We start from the raw sequence: 20,275 nt of genomic DNA, 5'->3' as shown, positions 1-20,275 counted from the left end.
TTAATCATTAACCATTAAACATTAATCATTAAAAAGTGAATTATAATTTTGACGAAGTAGTTTGCAGAAAACACACCGATGCTCTCAAGTTAGAGGCATTAGCCCCCCGCTGGGGACGCACCGATTTGCTTCCTATGTGGGTAGCCGATATGGATTTTAAAACACCTCCTTTCATAGTGGAAGTGATGAAAAAACGTATGGAATGTGAAGTGTTTGGCTACACAGCGAAACCCGAAAGTTGGTATGAAGCCATTATCAGTTGGCAAAAGCGTCGTCATAAGTGGACGATTACCAAAGAAATGATTTCATTCGTACCTGGCGTAGTACCAGCTTTGGCAATGGCAGTACAGGCATTTACTCAGCGTGGTGAAAAGGTGATGATTCAGCAACCTGTATATAATCCTTTCGCTCAGGTAATCCGCAATAACCATCGCGAATTAGTAAACTGTCCATTAGAGCTGAAAGATGGGCAATATCATATCAATTTTAAACTCTTTGAAAAAAAGGTAAAAGGCTGTAAACTCTTTCTCTTCTGCCACCCTCATAACCCTGGCGGACGTGTATGGACGCGCGAAGAACTCAAAAAAGTAGCAACTATCTGTGCTCAGAACAACGTAATAATAGTAGCTGACGAAATCCACGCCGACCTTACCTTACTTCCCTACGAGCACATTCCGTTTGTCTCAGTAAGCGAAGAAGCTAAACAGAACTCCGTTGTATTTGCATCTCCCAGCAAGGCTTTTAATATGGCAGGCTTAGCTACCTCTTATGCGGTAATTGCTAATCCTACCCTGCGTCGTCGCTTCGAGAGCTATGTAGAAGGGAACGAATTGGCTGCCGGCAATGTCTTTGCTTTTAATACCGTTGTAGCAGCCTATAACAAAGGCGAAGAATGGTTACAACAAATGCTCACCTACGTTCAAGGTAATATTGATGAAGTGGTAAGTTATATCAAGGAAAACATACCTCAACTAAAAGTCATCATACCTCAAGCCTCTTATTTAGTGTTTATTGATTTCAGTGCGTTACAGCTCAACCAAAAAGATATAGTCGCTCTATGTACCAATAGGGCGCACTTAGCCTTAAATGACGGTAGTATTTATGGTGAAGAAGGCAATGGCTATATGCGCATCAATTTAGCTTGTCCGCGTAGTGTGGTAAGGCAAGCCTTAGCTCAACTCAAAGACGCAATAACATCAATATAAAAGTCAAGCGCCTAAATAATCAGATTATTTAGGCGCTTTTCACATTTCTATTCTCCAATATATCCAAGCTTTTAATTGAGCTCTTATCTCAATTTCAGCGTTACAATGCTAATCACCGCTAAGAAAATCCCTACAATAAGAAAGCGCATCACTATTTTACTCTCGTGATACCCCTTCTTTTGGTAATGGTGGTGTAAAGGCGACATCAAGAAGATACGTCTACCTTCACCATACTTTTTCTTCGTATATTTAAAGTAAACCACTTGCAATATCACCGATAAGTTTTCAATGAGGAAGATACCACAGAGCACAGGCAACAAAAGTTCTTTGCGCACTGCTATGGCTATCACAGCTATAATCCCGCCTATGGTCAAACTTCCTGTATCGCCCATAAACACTTGGGCAGGATAGGTATTATACCACAAAAAGCCCACCAAAGCTCCTGCAAAAGCGGCTATGAATACCGTCATCTCCCCTACTCTTGGGATATACATAATGTTTAAGTATTCGGAGAAGATAATGTTACCCGAAATCCACGCAAATAACCCTAATGTCAGGACTATAATAGCCGAGCTTCCCGCTGCCAATCCGTCTATACCATCAGTAAGGTTCGCTCCGTTAGAAACCGCTGTAACAATAAGAATCACAATAGGAATAAATACCAGCCACACATAATGATGATAATTATCTCCTGCCCACGCAATGAGGTCAGCATAGTCAAACTCGTTATTCTTCACAAACGGAATAGTAGTTTTCGTCGATTTCACTTCTGGAACAAAATTCTCTGTGGCTGTTTCTGCTACTACTTCAGTACGTGTTCGCCCAATACCTGTTTTCTCACTCTTAATAGTTACATTATCATTGAAATAGAGCGTCGCCCCTACGATAATTCCTAAGCCTATTTGCCCTAATATTTTGAAACGTCCTTTCAGTCCGTCTTTATTCTTGCGGAAAGTCTTGATATAATCGTCGACAAAGCCAATAGCTCCCATCCACACAGTAGTGATGAGTAGCAATAGGGTATATACGTTATCTAACTTAGCCAACAGCAGTACAGGTATAAGCGTGGCAAGAATAATGATAATCCCCCCCATAGTAGGAGTGCCTGCTTTCTCATTCTGCCCCGTAAGCCCTAAGTCTCGCACCGTCTCGCCTATCTGTTTGCGTTGTAGGAAGCGAATAATACGCTTCCCATAGATGGTAGAAATAAGCAAGGAAAGCATTAAAGCCAAGCCTGCGCGAAACGATAAGTATTTATAAAGCCCCGACCCTGGAAAGTCGTAATATTTTTCAAGGTTTTCTAATAAATAATATAACATTTTAAGTAATAGTTAAGTGGTAAGAGATAAAAACTATTTGATAACGATTACAATCTCTTTATCGCGTCTCTTTTTCTTTTTGCCATCAGTGGCTTTTAAATCAATTTTCACGGTGTGAGCATCTATTTTCTCAATATAAGGGTGTTTACCTTTTATCTTCTTTATTTTGCCCTCGAACACAAGCGTATTATTGATATCAATATTAAACATCTTCTTCATCTGTGCTACGCGCTCTGCTTGCTCTTCATCATCTATATTTTGTTCCAAAGCAGCAATATTGAGGTGCAACTCCTTGCCGTCCCATTTAAAAGCCGAAATACTCAGAGGGTTGTTATTGCGTGTCCCTCTATCAATAGCGGCGGTGATTGAAGCGTATTCTTCAGGTGCAAAATGGTCGAACCTAACCTGAAAACCTACTTCCTTATTGTCTTTAAAAAGTCCTTTAATAGCTGCGCGTTTCAGCAATTCAGCTTTATCAGCAGGAATGCTATCCTTTTCTACTGTTTTTTGAAAGTCGTAAACCGATTGCCATTCTTTCGGAAATTCGGGCATATTCACGTTTTTCAAACTGTTTTCTCCTTGTTTTGCCTTTGCTTGCATAGCAAGCATTTCACTCATATCCACTGCCATATCCGTAGAAATAGTAGCATCTTTATGAAATGTAAAGGTATTCGTTACACTACAAGATTGCAATACCAGTAGCGCAAAAGCTAATAAAATCAGTTTTTTCATTAGTTATCAATTACAAATTTTGGTGCAAAGATAATATTTTTTACAATACTTCTATCATTCCTCAAATCAAACACACCTTTTTTACTTCAAAATATCTTCCTCTATCCTCCTTCTTAGGTTTGTTTTAACTCCTCCTTCCCTTCGTTCATTCTTCGTTCATCGTTCGTCTTTTCTTCGTCTTTTCTTCGTTCATTGTTCGTCTTTTCTCTATCTGCCCGTCGTGCTACGACTGCCTGTGCGGCTCGCACCTACCTGTCGTGCTACGATCTCGCTCTGTCATTAATTTGGTATTATTGGCATTTCTGCATTGTGGTTTTCTGAAGAACTTCCTCCACCGTTGTCCTGTAATCAAACCAATGTATAGAACTATCTTTATGAAACCACGTAAATTGTCGCTTAGCAAATCGACGAGTGTTCTTCTTAATTTCCTCTATCGCAAAGCCAAACGAGGTCTTCCCTTCAAAAAAAGCAAATAACTCCTTGTAGCCTACTGTCTGCAAGGCATTGAGTTCCTTGTGCCGAAACATATCTTGTGCTTCTATAAGCAACCCATCTCCAAGCATTTGCTCTACTCGCTCATCAATGCGATTGTAAAGCACCTCTCGTTCTGCCGTAAGTCCTACTTGTATGCTCTCAAAGTCTCTCACCGTTTCTTTTTTGTTTAAAAAAGACGAATAAGGCTTCCCTGCTACCATACACACTTCTAAGGCGCGTATCATTCGTTGCGGATTATTTGTATCTATTTTCTCGTATTGCACAGGGTCTAAAGTTTTTAGCTTTTGTTGCAAAAAAACAATGCCTTCTGCTTTATACTGCGCATTCAGCTCTTTTCTTATCTGTTCATCGGTTTCAGGAAAATCATCTAACCCACTGAGCACTGCATTAGCATAAAGTCCACTTCCTCCTACCATTACTACCACATCGTGAGTTCTAAAAAGTGTGTTGAGCAAGCTAATAGCATCGCGCTCAAAATCACCTACCGAATAAGGCTCAAAAATAGATTTATGCTGAATGAAATGGTGCTTTGCCTGTGCCAATTCATAGGGCGAAGGAACAGCTGTGCCTATTGAAAGCTCCTTAAAAAACTGACGTGAGTCGCAAGAGATGATTTCAGTACCGAAGTGTTGTGCTAAGGCTATAGCCATTCGCGTTTTTCCAATAGCAGTAGGTCCTACCACACTCAAAAGTATTTTTTTATGCTTCATCGTGATTGCTCTTTTGGAGTATTAACTCACTACCACATTGGCTACAATATTTAGCCCCCTGCAAATGTTTATCAAAAGAACATTGTTTGCAAACTAATTTTCCAGCAACCTCATTCTCTTTGTGTTGCTTTTTGCTCCCCTCAAAAGATTGTTTCTTTTTCATATGGGTATATTCAGCAGTAACAATACCCGTAGGTACCGCAATAACGCCATAACCCAATATCATTACAAACGAAGCTATCAGCTGTCCCAATGTAGTTTGCGGAGCTATATCTCCAAAGCCTACGGTAGTCATTGTTACAATACACCAGTAAACACCGCGTGGGATACTGCTAAACCCGTTCTGGTGTCCTTCCACTACATACATTACTGACCCTAAGAGTATACAAATCACCGATATGAAATAAATGAAGATAAGAATTTTGTCTCGGCTAGTGCGCAAAGCCATTTTCAGCTCCTCCCCTTGCTTCATAAAACTCGCTAAATCCAAGATACGGAAAATACGCAATAAGCGCAGAGCCCTCACTACTGATATTGCCTTTGCACCAGGAGCGAAGAACGATATGTACATCGGCAAAATAGCAATGAGGTCTATAATGCCATACATACTAAAAATATATTTATAAGGCTTTTTATTGGTAATAATGCGCAAGATATATTCAAGTGAGAAGAAAACGGTTATCACCCACTCCATAAACACTAACAAACCGTGCAAATGGTAGTCAACACCCTTTACGGTTTCAAGCATTACCATTATCACACTGATAGTAATGAGCGACAACAGCACAAGGTCAAATAGTTTACCTAAGCGTGTATTCGTCCCATAAATAATAATATAAGCCTTTTGCTTGAATATATTATATTCTGATTTAAGTGTTGCTTTGTCCATAAATCAATATTTACTAAGCCATTCACGGAATGAATAAAAGTTTTGTGGTGATACACCGTGCCCTATCGGAAACTCTTCATAAGTGCATTTAGCCCCTATCGATTTTAAAAACTCAGGAGTTTTCCTGTCCCATTCCACAGGTATTACTTGGTCACTGGTGCCGTGCGATACGTAAAAGTGCGTAGCCGAATGGTTCTCTTTCTTATATCCGTCTTTCAAGATATCCTCATTTAAGTAACCACTCAGTGCTATTACTCTGCGTATTTTCTTAGGATAAGATATCGCAATAGCCATACTTAATATACTCCCCTGACTGAATCCTAAGAGGTTTATGTTTCTCGTATCCAAATCATATACCTTACAAGCCTCATCAATACATTTCATTATTAATTCACGCGATTCAATAGCCTGCTCATTATCGCTCCAATAGGCTTGGTCTTCATCAAAGTTAATCATATACCAGGCATAACCAAATGAGGTTAAATTATAAGGCGCACGCAATGATATAATCGTGTATTCTTTGGGTAATTCATCGGCAAAGGAGAAAAGGTCTTCCTCATTGCTCCCATAACCGTGCAACATAAATATTACAGGCGAACGTTTAGTCCTTACCTGTGGCTCGCGAATTACGTATTCTAAAGGTAGTTTTTTATGTGTTTCCATTGTTTTTTTCTTTGTTTTAAAGTAACAGTTTGTAAATAATAAAATCAAGCTCCCTATAACAAAGGTAAGACATTTCTTAAACTCCATCGTTCAATATTGCTTGTCTGTGAGCAATAATCCCCAATACTTTTCCTTTCATCGTCGCACCTATAAAAGCACTATTCTTCGAAGCTGATAATATCATCTCTTTTGTAAAAACAGTCTCTCCTTCGGGAGTAAAGATAGTAACATCAGCTTCTGTATTTTCAGCTATGGGTGCAGTAGGTATCCCGAAACGTTTGCGCGCCGAGGTAAGCAGTGTTACCGCTCTTTCAACAGTTGTATACTGACTAAGCACACCCCACACATTCTCCAGCCCAATAGTTCCAAACGAGGCAAGGTCAAACTCTTTAAATTTGAGTTCTATGTCCAACGGATTATGGTCAGAGGTAACAAAGTCTATCGCTCCTCTTTGTAAGGCGTCTCTTAGTCCCTTTACATTTTCAGTATCGCGCAAAGGGGGCAACACTTTGTAATTGGTATCAAACCCTTCTAAAACCTCGTCAGTAAACTGAATATTATGGATAGCTACGCTACAAGTCACGTCCAATCCTTTGTTTTTTGCCTCCTCAATAAGCACTACCGATTTTGCTGTGGATATAGTAGGAATATGTAACTTCCCCCCTGCGTATTCTAATATAGCCAAATCACGCGCTACACACAGTTCTTCAGCCAAAGCAGGAATGCCTTTTAGTCCTAATCGTGTGCTTTCTATGTGCTCATTCACCACACCTTTACCCATAATTTTAGCATCGTTAGGAAAAGAAATAACAATACCACCGAAAGGCTGTGTATATTGCAAGGCTATTTTCAGCAGGTTGCTGTTGTGTATAGGCTTCTTATAATCACCAAAAGCCACAGCCCCTCCATTTTGCATATCGTAAAGCTCGGCAAGAAATTCCCCCTTGCTTTCTACCGTTAGTGCCCCAATAGGGTGAGCGGTAGTAGCAAAATGCTTCGTTTTTTCTTTGATATACATTACAGCTTGCTTGTTGTCGGCTACCGGGTGAGTAAGCGGATTGACGAGCACGTGTGTAAAACCGCTTCTCTGTGCCGTAAGCATTCCATTCTCTAAGGTCTCCCGCTCTTCAAAGCCTGGTTCGCCAAAGCAAACACTGCTATCCGTCCAACCTTGTGATATATAAGTGTTTTCCAGCACCTTATCTACCCCTTCGGCAGCAATATGATTGGATATCTGCTTAATAACCCCATCTGAAATTAAAATATCTTTTACAGCACCGTGATAGGCACTCTCTTCATCAATAATCTTTGCCGACTTGAGTAATATATCCATAGAATTACGCTTTTAATTTCTCTGCAAAGGTACAACTAAAAAAACAATTAAAAACTATTTTTACAAATTATTTTTTTCAGATAACAAAATTTAGTACATTTGTCGCCTAATAAAAAAAGACAACAAGTACAAAAAGTTATTTTTATAAGTGAAGCCCTATAAGGTGTAGAAAATTTTTCTACAAAACACCTTTTACACAGTGATACCACAGGTATAGCTATCGTCCAAGATTCGTCCAAGATTCGTATAAGGTTTGTCCAAGATAGGTATACAGAATATTTTTCTAACCTTAAAAATCTGTTATCTCAACACTCACCTAATTAAAAAAAACACCCAAAAACTATGGAAAGCATATTTAAACATTGCCCAAATTGTACTTCTACAAACATCGAATTTCCCAATAACGTGCGCTTTTTGTGTCACGATTGCGGTTTTACCTATTTCCACAATATTGCCGCCGCGGTAGCAGTAGTGTTCAAGCATAAAGATAAAATACTATTTACAGTCCGCAATATGAACCCCGACAAAGGAAAACTCGACCTCCCAGGCGGTTTTATCGACCCCAACGAAACGGCTCAAGAAGCAGCTTGTCGCGAAGTAAAAGAAGAAATGGGACTCATCATCAAACCTGAGCAACTGCGCTTCATCACCACCTACCCCAATAATTATCTGTACAAAAATGTACCCTACCGCACTATGGATATCTTTTTCGAATGCGAACTCAAAGCCGAAGAAGTACATATTGTAGCCCCCGATGAAATAAAAGAGCTCCGGTGGATAGCTCTTAAAGATATTCGAGAAGAAGAAATTGGTTTTATATCAGTGCGTACAGTCATAAAACAACTTCAAAGCTAATTATTGATATACAGTTTATTAGTTTAGAAAAAAGAGAGATTTCTTAAAAAATAATTTCTTTTTTGCTTGGTGTTTTCAAAAAAACACGTACATTTGCAAAATCTAAAAGAAAGAACATAAAACAATAATTTATGGCAACAATTATCAATTACGCGATTATTATTATCTATTGTACAGCATTAGTAGGCATTTTCTTATACAGCCTCTCAATGCTTAGTTTGCTACTGAACTATCTCAAACATCGCAAACAAAACGACGAGGCTCCTAAGTTTAACTTGCTCGACCCTAAGGAGATTCCGTACGTAACCATCCAGCTACCACTTTACAACGAGAAGTATGTAGTACGTCGTTTGCTCGAAAATATCGCAAAATTGGAGTACCCTCGTACCAAACTCGAAATTCAAGTGCTCGATGACTCTACCGACGAATCAGTAGCTGAAACCGCTGAAATCATAAAAGAACTACAAGCTACAGGCTTGGATATTAAGCACATTCGTCGCACCAATCGCGAAGGCTTTAAGGCTGGTGCTCTTAAAGAAGGCTTAGCTATTGCCAAAGGTGATTTTGTTGCCATCTTTGATGCCGACTTTATGCCTCAACCCGATTGGCTCAAACGTACGGTAGTATACTTCAAAGACCCTGAAATAGGCGTAGTACAAACTCGCTGGGGGCACATCAACCGCAATTATTCTATCCTTACTAAAATACAAGCTCTCGCTCTTGATGTCCATTTCACTCTTGAACAAGTAGGGCGTAATTCTAAAGGATATTTTATCAACTTCAACGGTACAGCAGGTATTTGGCGTAAAGCGTGCATTTACGATGCAGGTAACTGGGAAGGCGACACCCTTACCGAAGACCTCGACCTTAGTTATCGCGCTCAATTAAAAAATTGGAAATTCAAATATTTGGAAGATGTAGAAACGCCTGCCGAGCTTCCAGTAGTTATTTCAGCAGCACGCTCTCAACAGTTCCGTTGGAACAAAGGAGGAGCTGAGAACTTCCGTAAAACAGTAAGCCGTGTATTAGCAGCTAAAAACATAGGTTGGAAAACCAAATTTCACGGGGTAATGCACCTCCTCAATAGCTCTATGTTTTTATGGGTATTTGTGGTATCAGTTCTTAGTATCCCTATGTTGTACATCAAAAACCAATACGGACATTTAGCGTGGATATTCCACATTACTAGTTTCTTTATCATTAGTACTGTTATCTTGTTTATTTGCTATTGGTTTACTTATAAGAACCTGCAAGGAAAGACCTTCGACGACTTTTTAAACTACATCAAACTGTTTGTAACGTTCTTCTCAGTAGCCTTAGGTTTCTCTTTCCATAACACTGTTGCAGTACTCGAAGGACACACAGGTAAACGCAGTGAGTTTGTGCGTACCCCTAAATTCAATATCAATGCACTCTCCGATAGCTGGAAGAACAACAAATACATCAATACCAAACTATCGCCTAATATGATAGTAGAATTCTTACTAATGTTGTATTTTCTCTTTGGATTATACAGTGCCGTTCGTCTTAACGACTTTGGTATGTTCCCATTCCACTGTATGCTTACCCTAGGTTTTGGATTTGTATTCTTCAAATCACTTACCTCAAAAGCTTAATTGATTAGTATATTTGTAAATTAGCAAATGAATGTATAAAATAAAGGGTTGTCTTGAATAATAGGCAACCCTTTTATCTTATCTCTTACCTAAAACAATGAACTTAGAAACTTTCAGAGACTTTTGTTTGTCCTTACCACATACTACTGAAGATATGCCTTTCGGCGAGGACATATTGGCTTTTCGCATTTGTGGAAGAATATTTGTGCTTACGAATTTAGAAAGCGTCCCTTTGAGGGTAAGTCTCAAATGCAACCCTGAGCGCGCTTTGGAGCTTCGTGAGCAATATCCTGAAAAGATTGTAGCAGGCTATCACTTAAACAAAAAACTTTGGAATACAGTTTTGGTAGAGAGCCTCCCTCCCACTCTTATTGAAGAAATGGTACAACATTCTTACGAAGAAGTACTCGCCAAAGTATCTAAAAAAGAAAAAGAACTTTTAACAAATCAATAGTATGAGACAAAAATTTACTTTGATTACTTTGGGCGTTCGCGATTTTCAAAAAGCCCTTAGTTTCTACGAAGGCTTAGGTTGGCAAAAATCAGATAAAAGTATGAACGACTATGCTCTTTTTCCTTTGGGAGGCATCGTATTGGGGCTTTACCCCTTAGAAGAACTTTCAGAAGATACTACTTTGCCTTATGAGCCAAGTTCATTTGCAGGAATGACTATCAGCTACAATGCTACCTCGGAAGCGGAAGTAGACGCTGTATTAGCCAAAGTTAAAGAATTAGGAGCAACTATAATAAAACCTGCTCAAAAAGTATTTTGGGGTGGCTATAGCGGTTACTTTAAAGATTTAGACGGTTATGTGTTTGAAGTCGCTTATAATCCTTTTTGGGAGTTCGATGAGAATAACAATCTTAAATTGTAGACAATGAAAACACGTATTACAGAACTTTTTAATATTCAATACCCTATTATTCAAGGAGGAATGATATGGGCAAGTGGTTGGCGATTGGCTTCAGCAGTGAGCAATGCAGGCGGTTTAGGACTATTGGGCGCAGGCTCTATGCACCCCGAAACCCTTGCAGAACACATACGTAAGTGTAAAGCGGCTACAGATAAACCTTTTGGGGTGAATATTCCTATTATGTACCCCGAAATGGACAAAGCTATTGAAGTAATTTTACGCGAAGGGGTAAAGATTGTATTTACTTCGGCAGGAAATCCTGCTACCTATACGTCTTTATTGCAAAAAGAAGGCATAAAAGTAGCTCACGTAGTGAGCAGTAGCAAGTTTGCCCTTAAAGCCCAAGTTGCCGGTGTAGATGCTGTGGTAGCTGAGGGCTTTGAAGCGGGCGGTCACAACGGACGTGAAGAGACTAGCACAATGGTACTCATTCCTGCTGTGCGCAAAGTGTTAGATATTCCACTCATTGCCGCAGGGGGAATTGCTACAGGTAGCGGAATGCTTGCTGCTCTTGCCTTAGGTGCCGAAGGGGTACAGATAGGCAGTAGATTTGTGGCTACTACCGAAGCTTCTGTACACCCTAATTTTAAAGAAAGAGTAGTAGCAGCCCAAGAAGGTGATACAGAACTTACGTTAAAGGAATTAGCCCCTGTACGTTTGCTTAAAAACGGCTTCTATAAGGAGGTAAAAGAGCTCTACAACACTCAGCAAGCTACTGTCGAAAACCTTAAAGCCTTAGTAGGTAATCGCCGTACCAAACAAGGAATGTTTGAAGGAGACGTAGAACAAGGCGAGTTGGAAATAGGGCAAGTAGCGAGTCTCATTACCCAGGTACAAAGCGTAAAAGAGGTTATTGATGAGATGGTGATGGAATACAGGAGAAGTATTAAGAAATTACCTCATTGATAAAATAGTATTATTAGAATATTTGTCATTATTGTTATTTACCGTACTTTTGCACCCTAAAATTATACAATAAATATATATGAAAGCAGGAATTGTAGGACTGCCCAATGTGGGGAAGTCTACTTTATTTAATTGTTTATCAAATGCTAAAGCACAGAGTGCTAACTTCCCTTTTTGTACTATAGAGCCCAACTTGGGTGTTGTAAACGTACCTGACCCCCGTTTAGAGAAACTCGAAAGCCTTGTAAAACCTGAACGTGTAATGCCTGCAACGGTAGAGATTGTAGACATAGCTGGACTGGTGAAAGGCGCCAGTAAAGGCGAAGGTTTGGGTAACCAATTTTTGGGAAATATACGTGAGTGCAATGCGATTATTCACGTATTGCGTTGTTTTGAGAATGACAACATCGTACACGTTGATGGAAGTGTAGACCCTATACGCGATAAAGAAACTATTGATATAGAATTGCAGTTAAAAGACCTTGAAACGGTTGAAAAACGCTTGGAGAAAGTAACGCGTGCAGCGAAAGCAGGCGATAAGAAAGCAGCGAAAGAAATGGACTTGCTCAATCGTGTAAAGGAGGCTTTACTCACGGGTGTTTCGGCTCGTGCCGTGCAAATAAGCGATGAAGAAAAAGAATTGATGGACAGTTTCCAACTGCTCACTACCAAGCCTGTGCTATATGTGTGCAATGTAGATGAAAAATCGGCTAAAAACGGGAACGCTTATGTGGAACAAGTGAAAGATGCCGTAAAAGGTGAAGATGCCGAAGTGATTGTATTGGCAGTAGCCACTGAAGCCGACATCACCGAATTGGAAAGTTACGAAGAACGCCAAATGTTCTTGGAGGATATAGGTTTAGAAGAACCTGGAGCCTCTAAACTCATTCGTGCAGCCTATCACCTACTGAACCTACAAACTTATTTCACCGCAGGGGTAAAAGAAGTGCGTGCGTGGACGATTCATCAAGGAGACACTGCTCCTCAAGCCGCAGGGGTAATCCACACCGATTTTGAGAAAGGATTTATTCGTGCTGAGGTAATCGCTTATAATGATTTTATTACTTATGGCAGTGAGGCTAAAGTAAAAGAAGCTGGTAAAATGCGCGTGGAAGGTAAAGAATATATCGTGAAAGACGGCGATATTATGCACTTCCGTTTTAACGTATAAAAAAGCCGGTAAGCAGATTCCCATCGCTTACCGACAAAAATAATTCTAAATTAAATAATCTTTATGGTTCAAACTTTGTGCTCGAAAAGCAATCGCTTTTAAAAGACGAGGCAAAGATATGGCAATATTCTATTAGAAACAATATAAATTAGCCAATTAGGTAATTCGCTAGTAGTGTTCATCAGTAATTTTGCTAATTGGTAAATTATTTATATCTTTGCCGAGAAGTTAGAAAATAAAAAGTTCATTATATGAGAAAAAAAATTGTAGCAGGGAACTGGAAAATGAACAACGACCTTAACAAGTCGTTAGCACTTATTTCCGACCTATTGAAAAAAGTACCTCAAACAAATGCTGAGGTAATGATTGCCCCTACCTTTGTAAACCTTATTCCAGCTGTAGAAGCAGTAAAAGGTAGCCACATCGAAGTAATTGCGCAAAATATGCACTTTGCTGAAAACGGTGCTTACACGGGAGAGATTTCGGCTGAAATGTTAAGCAGTATTGGGGTAAAAACTACTATTTTAGGACACTCTGAGCGCCGTGCTTACTTTAACGAAACTGATGAGAGTTTAGCTAAAAAAGTGAACACAGCCCTTAAACACAATATGCGTGTAGTGTTCTGTATTGGTGAAGAGTTAGCTGACCGCAAAGCTAATAAGCACTTTGATGTGGTAGGTAGCCAAATCAAAAATGGTTTGTTCCACTTGCCTGCTGAGGCTTGGCAACATATTGTATTGGCTTACGAACCTGTATGGGCTATTGGTACAGGCGAAACCGCTACTCCTGACCAAGCACAAGAAATTCACCACTTTATTCGTAAAACTATTGCTGAGAAATACGGCAAAGGGGTTGCTGATAAAGTATCTATCTTGTATGGAGGTAGTGTAAAACCGGATAATGCAAAAGAAATCTTTGCAAAAGAAGATGTAGATGGCGGACTCATAGGTGGGGCTGCCCTTAAAGCTGATGATTTTGTTACTATTATCAAAAGCATTTAAAAGTTATTATTCCTTTTATAACGACTGTCCAATGAACTTTGTTCTTGGGCAGTCTTCTTTATGTAAATTAAAATATGATACAAAACGACTTATTCTTGAGAGTACTCAGCGGTGAGGTTACTGAACGACCGCCTGTGTGGATGATGCGTCAAGCAGGACGCTATTTGCCCGAATTTAGAGCTTTACGCGATAAATACGACTTCTTTACGCGCTGTCAGACACCGGAGCTGGCTGCGGAAATCACCGTACAACCGGTAGATATAGTAGGGGTAGATGCTGCGATATTGTTTTCGGACATATTGGTAGTGCCTCAGGCTATGAATATAGAAGTAGAAATGAAAAAAGGCGTGGGACCGTGGTTGCCTAAGCCTATCCGTACAGCTAAAGATGTGGAACAAGTAATTGTGCCTAATATCGAAGAGCATTTGGGCTACGTAATGGAGGCAGTAAAGCTCACTAAGCAAATGCTAAACAATCGTGTGCCCTTAATCGGCTTTGCAGGTTCGCCTTGGACGATTTTCTGTTATGCGGTGGAAGGGTCAGGTTCACGTGATTTTTCGACGGCTAAGGAGCTTTGTTTTACGCAGCCTTCGGTAGCACACAGCTTATTGCAAAAGATTACTGACACAACGATTCTTTACCTAAAAGAAAAAGTAAAAGCAGGGGTAGATGCCGTACAGCTTTTTGATAGCTGGGGAGGAGTGTTAGCTCCTGACGACTATCGCACATTCTCGTGGCAATACCTCAACCAAATAGTAGAAGCTCTTGCTCCTTTTACCAAAGTGATTGTCTTCGCGAAAGGCTGTTGGTATGCTTTGCCTGAAATGGCAACTTCTAATGCAGCTGCTTTGGGTGTGGACTGGACGTGTGCCCCTAAAATAGCGCGCGAACTTACAAGAGGTAAAAAAGTATTACAAGGTAACTTCGACCCCTCACGACTCTTAGCACCTCCTGCCGAAATCAAACAGAAGGTGAAAAAGATGATAGATGCTTTTGGAAAAGACCATTATATCGCTAACTTAGGACACGGTATCTTACCTAATGTGCCCGTAGAAAACGCTATTGCTTTTGTAGAGGCAGTAAAATCTTATTGCTTATAAAAATCTATAGTTTTTTAATAACGTTAATAAGAGTATCTACATTTTCTGGTTTAGTAGCCCAAGAAGTGATAAGACGTATGGCAGTATGGGTTTCATCGACTTTCTTCCATATATAAAAATCGAATTGCTTTTGGAGAAGAGCTACTTGCTCATTAGTGAGAATAGGGAACACCTGATTAGTAGGAGTATGCGACAAGAAGTGTACTCCTTTTTCTATAAAAGCGTCTTGAATACGTTTAGCTTGAGCATTTGCGTGAAGAGCTAATTCATTAAATAAATTATTTTGGAAAAGCTCCAAGAACTGTATGCCGAGAAACCTTCCTTTGGCAAGTAAAGCCCCTTTTTGTTTGATATGGTACTCAAAGCCCAATTGAAGTTCAGGATTGTTTAAAACAATTGCTTCTCCCATTATTGCCCCATTTTTAGTAGCTCCTATATAGAAAGCATCGGTATAACGAGCTAAATTTTCCCAAGTAATATCATTGCCAGAAGCATTAAGAGCGTGAGCTAAACGCGCTCCATCGATATAGAGTAAGAGGTTCAGTTCTTGACACAGATGGTACAAATCTTTTAATTCTTGAAGCGTATAGATAGAGCCCAATTCGGTGGCATTGGAAATGTATACTAATCGGGGCACTACTTGATGAGGAAAATTGGTGTAACAAGTTGCTACTTCACGAATATCATCAAGTTGTATTTTGCCATCTATTGCAGGAGTTATGTGTATTTTATGTCCGGTAGCTTCGATAGCTCCCGTTTCGCTATCGCAAATATGAGAGGTTTCGCAGGTAATAACGCTTTCATAAGGACGTAACATTGCTCCTAATGCTAAGAGATTGGCTTGTGTACCTCCGCTTACGAAATATATTTTACTTTGAGGATTATTTAGTTTTTCGGCAATAAGAGCTTTTGCTTTATTAGTATAAGTATCGCAACCATATCCTTGTTGTTGTTCGAGGTTGCTTTCTAACATTCGGTTTAAAATAGAAGGGTGAGCCCCTTCGGAATAGTCGTTCTTAAATGATATTTTCATAGTTTGTTCAAAGGTAATAGAGTGCTACTATTACGAATTCAGAATGCAAAAGTAAAACTTTTTTATGTAAGAACGTTGTGAATATGAAAATTTTTATTACTTTTGCGCCCGAATTAATAACGAGGTCGTGAACCTCACTAATTAAATTTTTTATGCCAGTAAAAATTAGATTACAACGTCACGGAAAAAAAGGCAAGCCTTTCTATTGGATTGTAGCTGCTAATTCACGTGCAAAAAGAGATGGTAAATTCCTTGAAAAGTTAGGAACTTACAATCCTGTTAGCAATCCTGCTCAGATTGAAATAGATGTAGATGCAGCTGTAAAATGGTTGAAAAACGGAGCACAACCTAGTGACACAGCACGTCGTATTCTTTCTTACAAAGGGGTATTGCTTAAATACCACTTGCTTGGTGGAGTTGCCAAAGGAGCTTTGACCGAAGAACAAGCAGAGGCTAAGTTCAATGCTTGGATAGAAGAGAAAGCTAACAAAGTATCTACAAAAGAGCAAAAATTAGCTAAAGAGAAAGCAGAAGCAAAAGCAAAGGCTTTGGACGCTGAAAAAGAAACTAATGAGAAACGCAAGAACGCCGCTGTAGCCAAAGCTACCGAAGCAACAGTTGAAGCAACTGAAGAGGTTACAGAAGCTACGGAAGCCCCAGAAGCTGAAGCTCCTGCTGAAGAAAATAACGAAACTGAGGCATAACCCTATGACTTTAAAAGATTGTTTTTATATAGGAACAATTGTGTCGAAGTTTAGTTTTAAGGGCGAGGTGCTAATTAAGTTAGATTCCGACGACCCTGAAATGTATGAAGAAATGGAATCAGTATTTATTGCCTTAGGCAATAATCTGGTTCCTTTTTTTATTGAAAAGAGCACTTTACACAAGTCGGATTTATTGCGCGTGAAGTTTGAAGAGATAGAAACTGAGGCTGATGCAGAAGCTCTATTGAAACACAAAGTTTATTTACCTCTTGCGGTATTGCCTAAACTATCGGGGAATAAGTTTTATTACCACGAAGTGATAGGGTTTCAGGTGGAAGATGTGCACTACGGAGTAGTAGGAAAAATAGTTGGAATAAACGACAGTACATCTCAAGCGTTATTTGAAATTGAGAATGAGAACGGAAATGAGATACTTATTCCTATGGCTGATGAGTTTATTGAGAAGATAGATAGAGCCCACAAGAAAATTATTGTAAAAACTCCAGAAGGACTTATTGATTTGTATTTAGAAAATTAAGAACAAACATAAAATATAAAACAAGGTTATCAAAAGCTGTTTTGATAACCTTGTTTTTTTACCTTAATAAGAAAAAAATCTACGGATTATGCTTCTTCAACAAGGGAAGAAAGAAGAATGAAAAGCTACCCAATAAGAGCGTCATAGCAAATTGTGACGTCCATACAATCCAACCAAAGGCTGTACCCACAGGAGTAGCTACTCCAAACAAAAATAGTACTTCGGCAATAAAAAAAGGATAAGAACCAAAGCCTGCATTGGTGAAGGTCATTGCAAAACTACCCACCACAAAAGCTGTAAGCACATTGGGCAAACTGATATGTGCGGTTTCGGGTAGGGCAAAAAACGGAATATAGAACATCAAAAAGTACATTGCCCAAATGAAAAGAGTATGAAAAAGAAATAATGTTCTATGTTTTATTTTTACGACTGATAGGATTCCTTCCTTTATTCCGTTTAAAAAGACTTTTACCTTGATAAAAAAAGGTTTATCGGAAGCGTAAATGAAATACAAAAAAACTATAAACGAAAAACCTCCTATACCCATCAACCACATTAGTTTTTGAAAAGGGATTTTGGAAAGAAGAAAGTTGCTTATAACCTCGAATTGGAGAATGAAAGCGAGCATAGTGAATAGGAAAAGTAAAAGCAGGTCGATAATTCGTTCGGAGATGATAGTGCCTAATGATTTCTCGAAAGGGACTCCGTCGTAATTGCTTACTACTAAGGCACGAGAGACCTCGCCTGAACGCGGTATGGTTACATTCACCAAATAACCAATGAACACAGCCATTGCTCTATGTAAGAAAGCTGTGCGATAACCCAAAGGTTTTAGCAACAAATGCCAACGTATAGCCCGAGAAAGATCGCTTAAAAATCCTAAAAAAACAGCCAAAATGATATAGAAGTAATCGGCGTTTAGAAAAGTGTGTTTTATTTGGACAAACTGCTCTTCGTTAAATTGGCGATAAGCATACCAACACAAGAAAACGCCTACAAATATCGGGAGGGCTATCTTTAAGAACTTTTTCATTCGATTAGGTTGGTTGTTTCATTAGGGAAGATAATAGAAGGTTTAAAAGTTTTAGCTTCTTCAAAATCCATTAAAGCGTAGGATATGATGATGATGATATCACCTTTTTGTACTTTACGAGCAGCAGGACCATTCAGTACAATAGCACCTGATTTTCTCTTTCCTTTAATAATATAAGTTTCGAAACGTTCACCATTATTAACATCTACAATCGACACCTTTTCTCCCTCAATCATTTGAGCTGCCTCCAACAAATCTTCGTCAATGGTAATGCTTCCGATATAATCTAAATCGGCACCTGTAACCTTAACGCGGTGAATTTTAGATTTTAATACTTCTATTTGCATATTTGTATTGTTTGAAAAACGGCGCAAATGTACGTTAAAAAATTGAAACAGTTGTAAGCAAGAAAAAATTTATGCTTACCTCTGCCCTACCCTTAGCTTATACGAACCTTGGATGAATCTTGGACGATTGTTATATAAAGAGTGTTTATAAGTTTAATATTCAACATTTTAAAGAATAGTAATTTTATATAAATAAAGTTATCATACTCTTAGTTTTTAGTTAGAAAGATTTATTTTGCATAAATTACAATAGAAAAAAATAGGAAGAAAGTGCTTGTTTACTAAAAAATATTCTTATCTTTGCCACCTAATTATATTTTACAAATGATGATGAAAAGACTATTTATTTTGTCGTTAGCCGCAATAGGCTTTGTAGCTTGTAGTAAACGAGCTGATTATATAGTGCTTTCAGGAAAAGTAGAAGGCACTAATGGGATTCCTTTGGAGCTGAAGATAATAGGTGGTGAAGTAGACCAGCCATTGCATATCAAACCCGATGGTACTTTTCAAGACACGCTTCGCGTACCTTCTAATTACTATACTATTTTCAATCCTCAGGGAATAGAAATTCCGTTGTATTTGGAGCAAGGAGACGAACTTGGGGTTAATATCGACCTCACTAAGATGCCTTTAGAAATAAAGTTCTCGGGCAAAGATACGCTTGCAAATGCTTATTTGCACAAGAAAGCTGACCTTACAATGGAAATTCAGAAAAGTGGTGGTATGCAACAACTTTTAGTTAAAGCACCTGCAGAATTTAAAACAGCTGTAAATGAGTATAGCAAAAAGTATACTGACCTTTTGAAAAACACTAAGAACCTCTCTAAAGACTTCGTTAAAAAAGAGGAAAAGGCTATTAACTACGAAATGCTTTACCTAAAATCTATTTACAAAAATGCACACCAAAAACTCACTCAAGAAGAGGTAGCACTTCCTAAAGAGTTTGCTGATGAGCTCGCTAAGATAGATTATGACATCGCTGAAGATTATAATACCTACAGAGCTTACAAAGAATTAGTTACTAATAAACTATTCGATAAGTTTCAAGATAACGAAAACGACGAAAACCCTTGGGGTAAACTCATCGCACACGTAAAAGGTCTGAAATCTAAAAACATTAAAGCAGACCTTACTCGTTATTTTATCAGTGGAGTTTCAGTAGCTAACACTCCTGAAGAAAATGCTGAACTCATCAAAAGTATCAAAGAAAACGTGAAAGACACTGCCGCCTTAAAAGAGTTAGACAGACGTATAGCTGTGCTTGAAAGGCTAAAACCTGGCACGGATTTTCCTCCTTTTACAGCTGAAGATTTGAATGGTAAGCCAGTATCTTATGAAAGTCTTAAAGACAAATTGCTTTACATCGACGTTTGGGCAACTTGGTGTAAACCTTGTATAAAAGAAATACCAAGTATGAAGGCTTTGCAAGAAGCATACAAAGGCAAACCCGTTACTTTTGTAAGTATTTCAGTAGACCAAGACAAAGAGGCTTGGAAAGCTGCTGTACAACGTGAGAAGCTAAGTGGTATCCAACTATATACTAACCTAAGTATGAACCGCGATTTCATAGATAACTACGACCTAAGCGGTATCCCTCGTTTTATGTTAGTAAAGAATGGTAAAATCATTAGCATTAGTGCACCTAAACCATCAGATGCTAAGGTAAAAGAACTTATCAACGCGAATTTATAACAAATACTTTTTTCATATT

At 38.9% G+C, this 20,275-nt stretch carries 21 protein-coding genes; 12 read left to right on the top strand and 9 right to left on the bottom strand.

Translation table 11 applies throughout. From position 1 onward, the window contains the following. Positions 1 to 35 precede the first annotated feature (35 nt). Positions 36 to 1,205 (top strand): MalY/PatB family protein, encoded by a 1,170-nt coding sequence (locus HMPREF1320_RS07480; RefSeq protein ID WP_009417994.1) that lies wholly within the window; start codon positions 36 to 38, stop codon positions 1,203 to 1,205. A gap of 83 nt (positions 1,206 to 1,288) precedes the next feature. Here HMPREF1320_RS07480 and mraY read toward each other — a convergent pair whose 3' ends face one another. From mraY to HMPREF1320_RS07450, 6 genes are all read right to left on the bottom strand, one after another. Further along, a complete protein-coding gene (gene mraY, locus HMPREF1320_RS07475; protein ID WP_009417957.1) occupies positions 1,289 to 2,524 on the bottom strand; it encodes a phospho-N-acetylmuramoyl-pentapeptide-transferase in 1,236 nt (411 codons plus the stop codon). Positions 2,525 to 2,557: 33 nt separating this feature from the next. Continuing rightward, the gene (locus tag HMPREF1320_RS07470; protein WP_009418091.1) at positions 2,558 to 3,256 is read right to left on the bottom strand and encodes a hypothetical protein; all 699 of its coding nucleotides are present in this window, start codon (positions 3,254 to 3,256) and stop codon (positions 2,558 to 2,560) included. A 290-nt stretch (positions 3,257 to 3,546) separates the two neighbouring features. Next, complete coding sequence (miaA, locus tag HMPREF1320_RS07465; protein ID WP_034554351.1) at positions 3,547 to 4,461, bottom strand: tRNA (adenosine(37)-N6)-dimethylallyltransferase MiaA; 915 nt, start codon at positions 4,459 to 4,461, stop codon at positions 3,547 to 3,549. Further along, positions 4,451 to 5,350: an ion transporter gene (locus HMPREF1320_RS07460; RefSeq protein WP_009417985.1), complete on the bottom strand. Its 900-nt coding sequence runs from the start codon at positions 5,348 to 5,350 to the stop codon at positions 4,451 to 4,453. Before HMPREF1320_RS07460 ends, miaA begins: the two co-directional genes overlap by 11 nt. Before the next feature lie 3 nt (positions 5,351 to 5,353). After that, positions 5,354 to 6,100: an alpha/beta hydrolase gene (locus HMPREF1320_RS07455; protein ID WP_009417951.1), complete on the bottom strand. Its 747-nt coding sequence runs from the start codon at positions 6,098 to 6,100 to the stop codon at positions 5,354 to 5,356. Then, the gene (locus HMPREF1320_RS07450) at positions 6,090 to 7,346 is read right to left on the bottom strand and encodes a dihydroorotase (RefSeq protein ID WP_009418114.1); all 1,257 of its coding nucleotides are present in this window, start codon (positions 7,344 to 7,346) and stop codon (positions 6,090 to 6,092) included. The genes HMPREF1320_RS07455 and HMPREF1320_RS07450 overlap by 11 nt, the downstream gene beginning before the upstream one ends. Positions 7,347 to 7,688: 342 nt before the next feature. On the opposite strand from HMPREF1320_RS07450, the gene HMPREF1320_RS07445 reads away from it, so the two are divergent. The 8 genes from HMPREF1320_RS07445 (at position 7,689) to hemE (ending at position 14,909) form a co-directional block, all read left to right on the top strand. After that, a complete protein-coding gene (locus tag HMPREF1320_RS07445) occupies positions 7,689 to 8,201 on the top strand; it encodes an NUDIX hydrolase (RefSeq protein WP_009410731.1) in 513 nt (170 codons plus the stop codon). A gap of 131 nt (positions 8,202 to 8,332) precedes the next feature. Further along, complete coding sequence (locus HMPREF1320_RS07440; RefSeq protein ID WP_009410730.1) at positions 8,333 to 9,817, top strand: cellulose synthase family protein; 1,485 nt, start codon at positions 8,333 to 8,335, stop codon at positions 9,815 to 9,817. Positions 9,818 to 9,914: 97 nt separating this feature from the next. Then, positions 9,915 to 10,271 (top strand): MmcQ/YjbR family DNA-binding protein, encoded by a 357-nt coding sequence (locus tag HMPREF1320_RS07435; protein WP_009418035.1) that lies wholly within the window; start codon positions 9,915 to 9,917, stop codon positions 10,269 to 10,271. A 1-nt stretch (position 10,272) separates the two neighbouring features. Further along, positions 10,273 to 10,692 (top strand): VOC family protein, encoded by a 420-nt coding sequence (locus HMPREF1320_RS07430; RefSeq protein ID WP_002672858.1) that lies wholly within the window; start codon positions 10,273 to 10,275, stop codon positions 10,690 to 10,692. Positions 10,693 to 10,695: 3 nt separating this feature from the next. Then, the gene (locus HMPREF1320_RS07425) at positions 10,696 to 11,637 is read left to right on the top strand and encodes an NAD(P)H-dependent flavin oxidoreductase (RefSeq protein ID WP_009417935.1); all 942 of its coding nucleotides are present in this window, start codon (positions 10,696 to 10,698) and stop codon (positions 11,635 to 11,637) included. A gap of 79 nt (positions 11,638 to 11,716) precedes the next feature. Continuing rightward, on the top strand, positions 11,717 to 12,808 hold the full coding sequence (gene ychF / locus HMPREF1320_RS07420; protein WP_009418103.1) for a redox-regulated ATPase YchF: 1,092 nt from the start codon (positions 11,717 to 11,719) through the stop codon (positions 12,806 to 12,808). A gap of 251 nt (positions 12,809 to 13,059) precedes the next feature. After that, entirely contained in the window at positions 13,060 to 13,809 is a 750-nt protein-coding gene (gene tpiA, locus HMPREF1320_RS07415; RefSeq protein ID WP_009417917.1) for a triose-phosphate isomerase, read from the top strand. 74 nt (positions 13,810 to 13,883) lie between these two features. Next, positions 13,884 to 14,909: a uroporphyrinogen decarboxylase gene (hemE, locus tag HMPREF1320_RS07410; protein WP_009417974.1), complete on the top strand. Its 1,026-nt coding sequence runs from the start codon at positions 13,884 to 13,886 to the stop codon at positions 14,907 to 14,909. 4 nt (positions 14,910 to 14,913) lie between these two features. Here the strand turns inward: hemE and HMPREF1320_RS07405 are convergent, their stop codons facing one another. Further along, positions 14,914 to 15,942 (bottom strand): threonine aldolase family protein, encoded by a 1,029-nt coding sequence (locus HMPREF1320_RS07405; RefSeq protein ID WP_009418012.1) that lies wholly within the window; start codon positions 15,940 to 15,942, stop codon positions 14,914 to 14,916. A 152-nt stretch (positions 15,943 to 16,094) separates the two neighbouring features. Here HMPREF1320_RS07405 and HMPREF1320_RS07400 point away from each other — a divergent pair, with 152 nt between their 5' ends. Both HMPREF1320_RS07400 and rimM read left to right on the top strand, forming a co-directional pair. After that, complete coding sequence (locus tag HMPREF1320_RS07400) at positions 16,095 to 16,646, top strand: 30S ribosomal protein S16 (protein ID WP_009417988.1); 552 nt, start codon at positions 16,095 to 16,097, stop codon at positions 16,644 to 16,646. A gap of 4 nt (positions 16,647 to 16,650) precedes the next feature. Beyond that, the gene (gene rimM, locus HMPREF1320_RS07395; protein ID WP_034554348.1) at positions 16,651 to 17,184 is read left to right on the top strand and encodes a ribosome maturation factor RimM; all 534 of its coding nucleotides are present in this window, start codon (positions 16,651 to 16,653) and stop codon (positions 17,182 to 17,184) included. 79 nt (positions 17,185 to 17,263) lie between these two features. Here rimM and HMPREF1320_RS07390 read toward each other — a convergent pair whose 3' ends face one another. Together HMPREF1320_RS07390 and panD are read right to left on the bottom strand one after the other, a co-directional pair. After that, positions 17,264 to 18,217, bottom strand: a complete 954-nt coding sequence (locus tag HMPREF1320_RS07390; protein ID WP_009417995.1) for a YbhN family protein — start codon at positions 18,215 to 18,217, stop codon at positions 17,264 to 17,266. Beyond that, on the bottom strand, positions 18,214 to 18,564 hold the full coding sequence (gene panD / locus HMPREF1320_RS07385) for an aspartate 1-decarboxylase (protein ID WP_002672875.1): 351 nt from the start codon (positions 18,562 to 18,564) through the stop codon (positions 18,214 to 18,216). Before panD ends, HMPREF1320_RS07390 begins: the two co-directional genes overlap by 4 nt. A 324-nt stretch (positions 18,565 to 18,888) precedes the next feature. Here panD and HMPREF1320_RS07380 point away from each other — a divergent pair, with 324 nt between their 5' ends. After that, positions 18,889 to 20,256 (top strand): TlpA family protein disulfide reductase, encoded by a 1,368-nt coding sequence (locus tag HMPREF1320_RS07380; protein ID WP_034554346.1) that lies wholly within the window; start codon positions 18,889 to 18,891, stop codon positions 20,254 to 20,256. Positions 20,257 to 20,275 lie beyond the last annotated feature (19 nt).

Source organism: Capnocytophaga sp. oral taxon 335 str. F0486 (assembly GCF_000277665.1).
Taxonomy (GTDB): domain Bacteria; phylum Bacteroidota; class Bacteroidia; order Flavobacteriales; family Flavobacteriaceae; genus Capnocytophaga; species Capnocytophaga ochracea.
The sequence above is the reverse complement of the archived record's forward strand: the minus strand, read 5'-3'. Positions and strand labels throughout refer to the sequence as shown.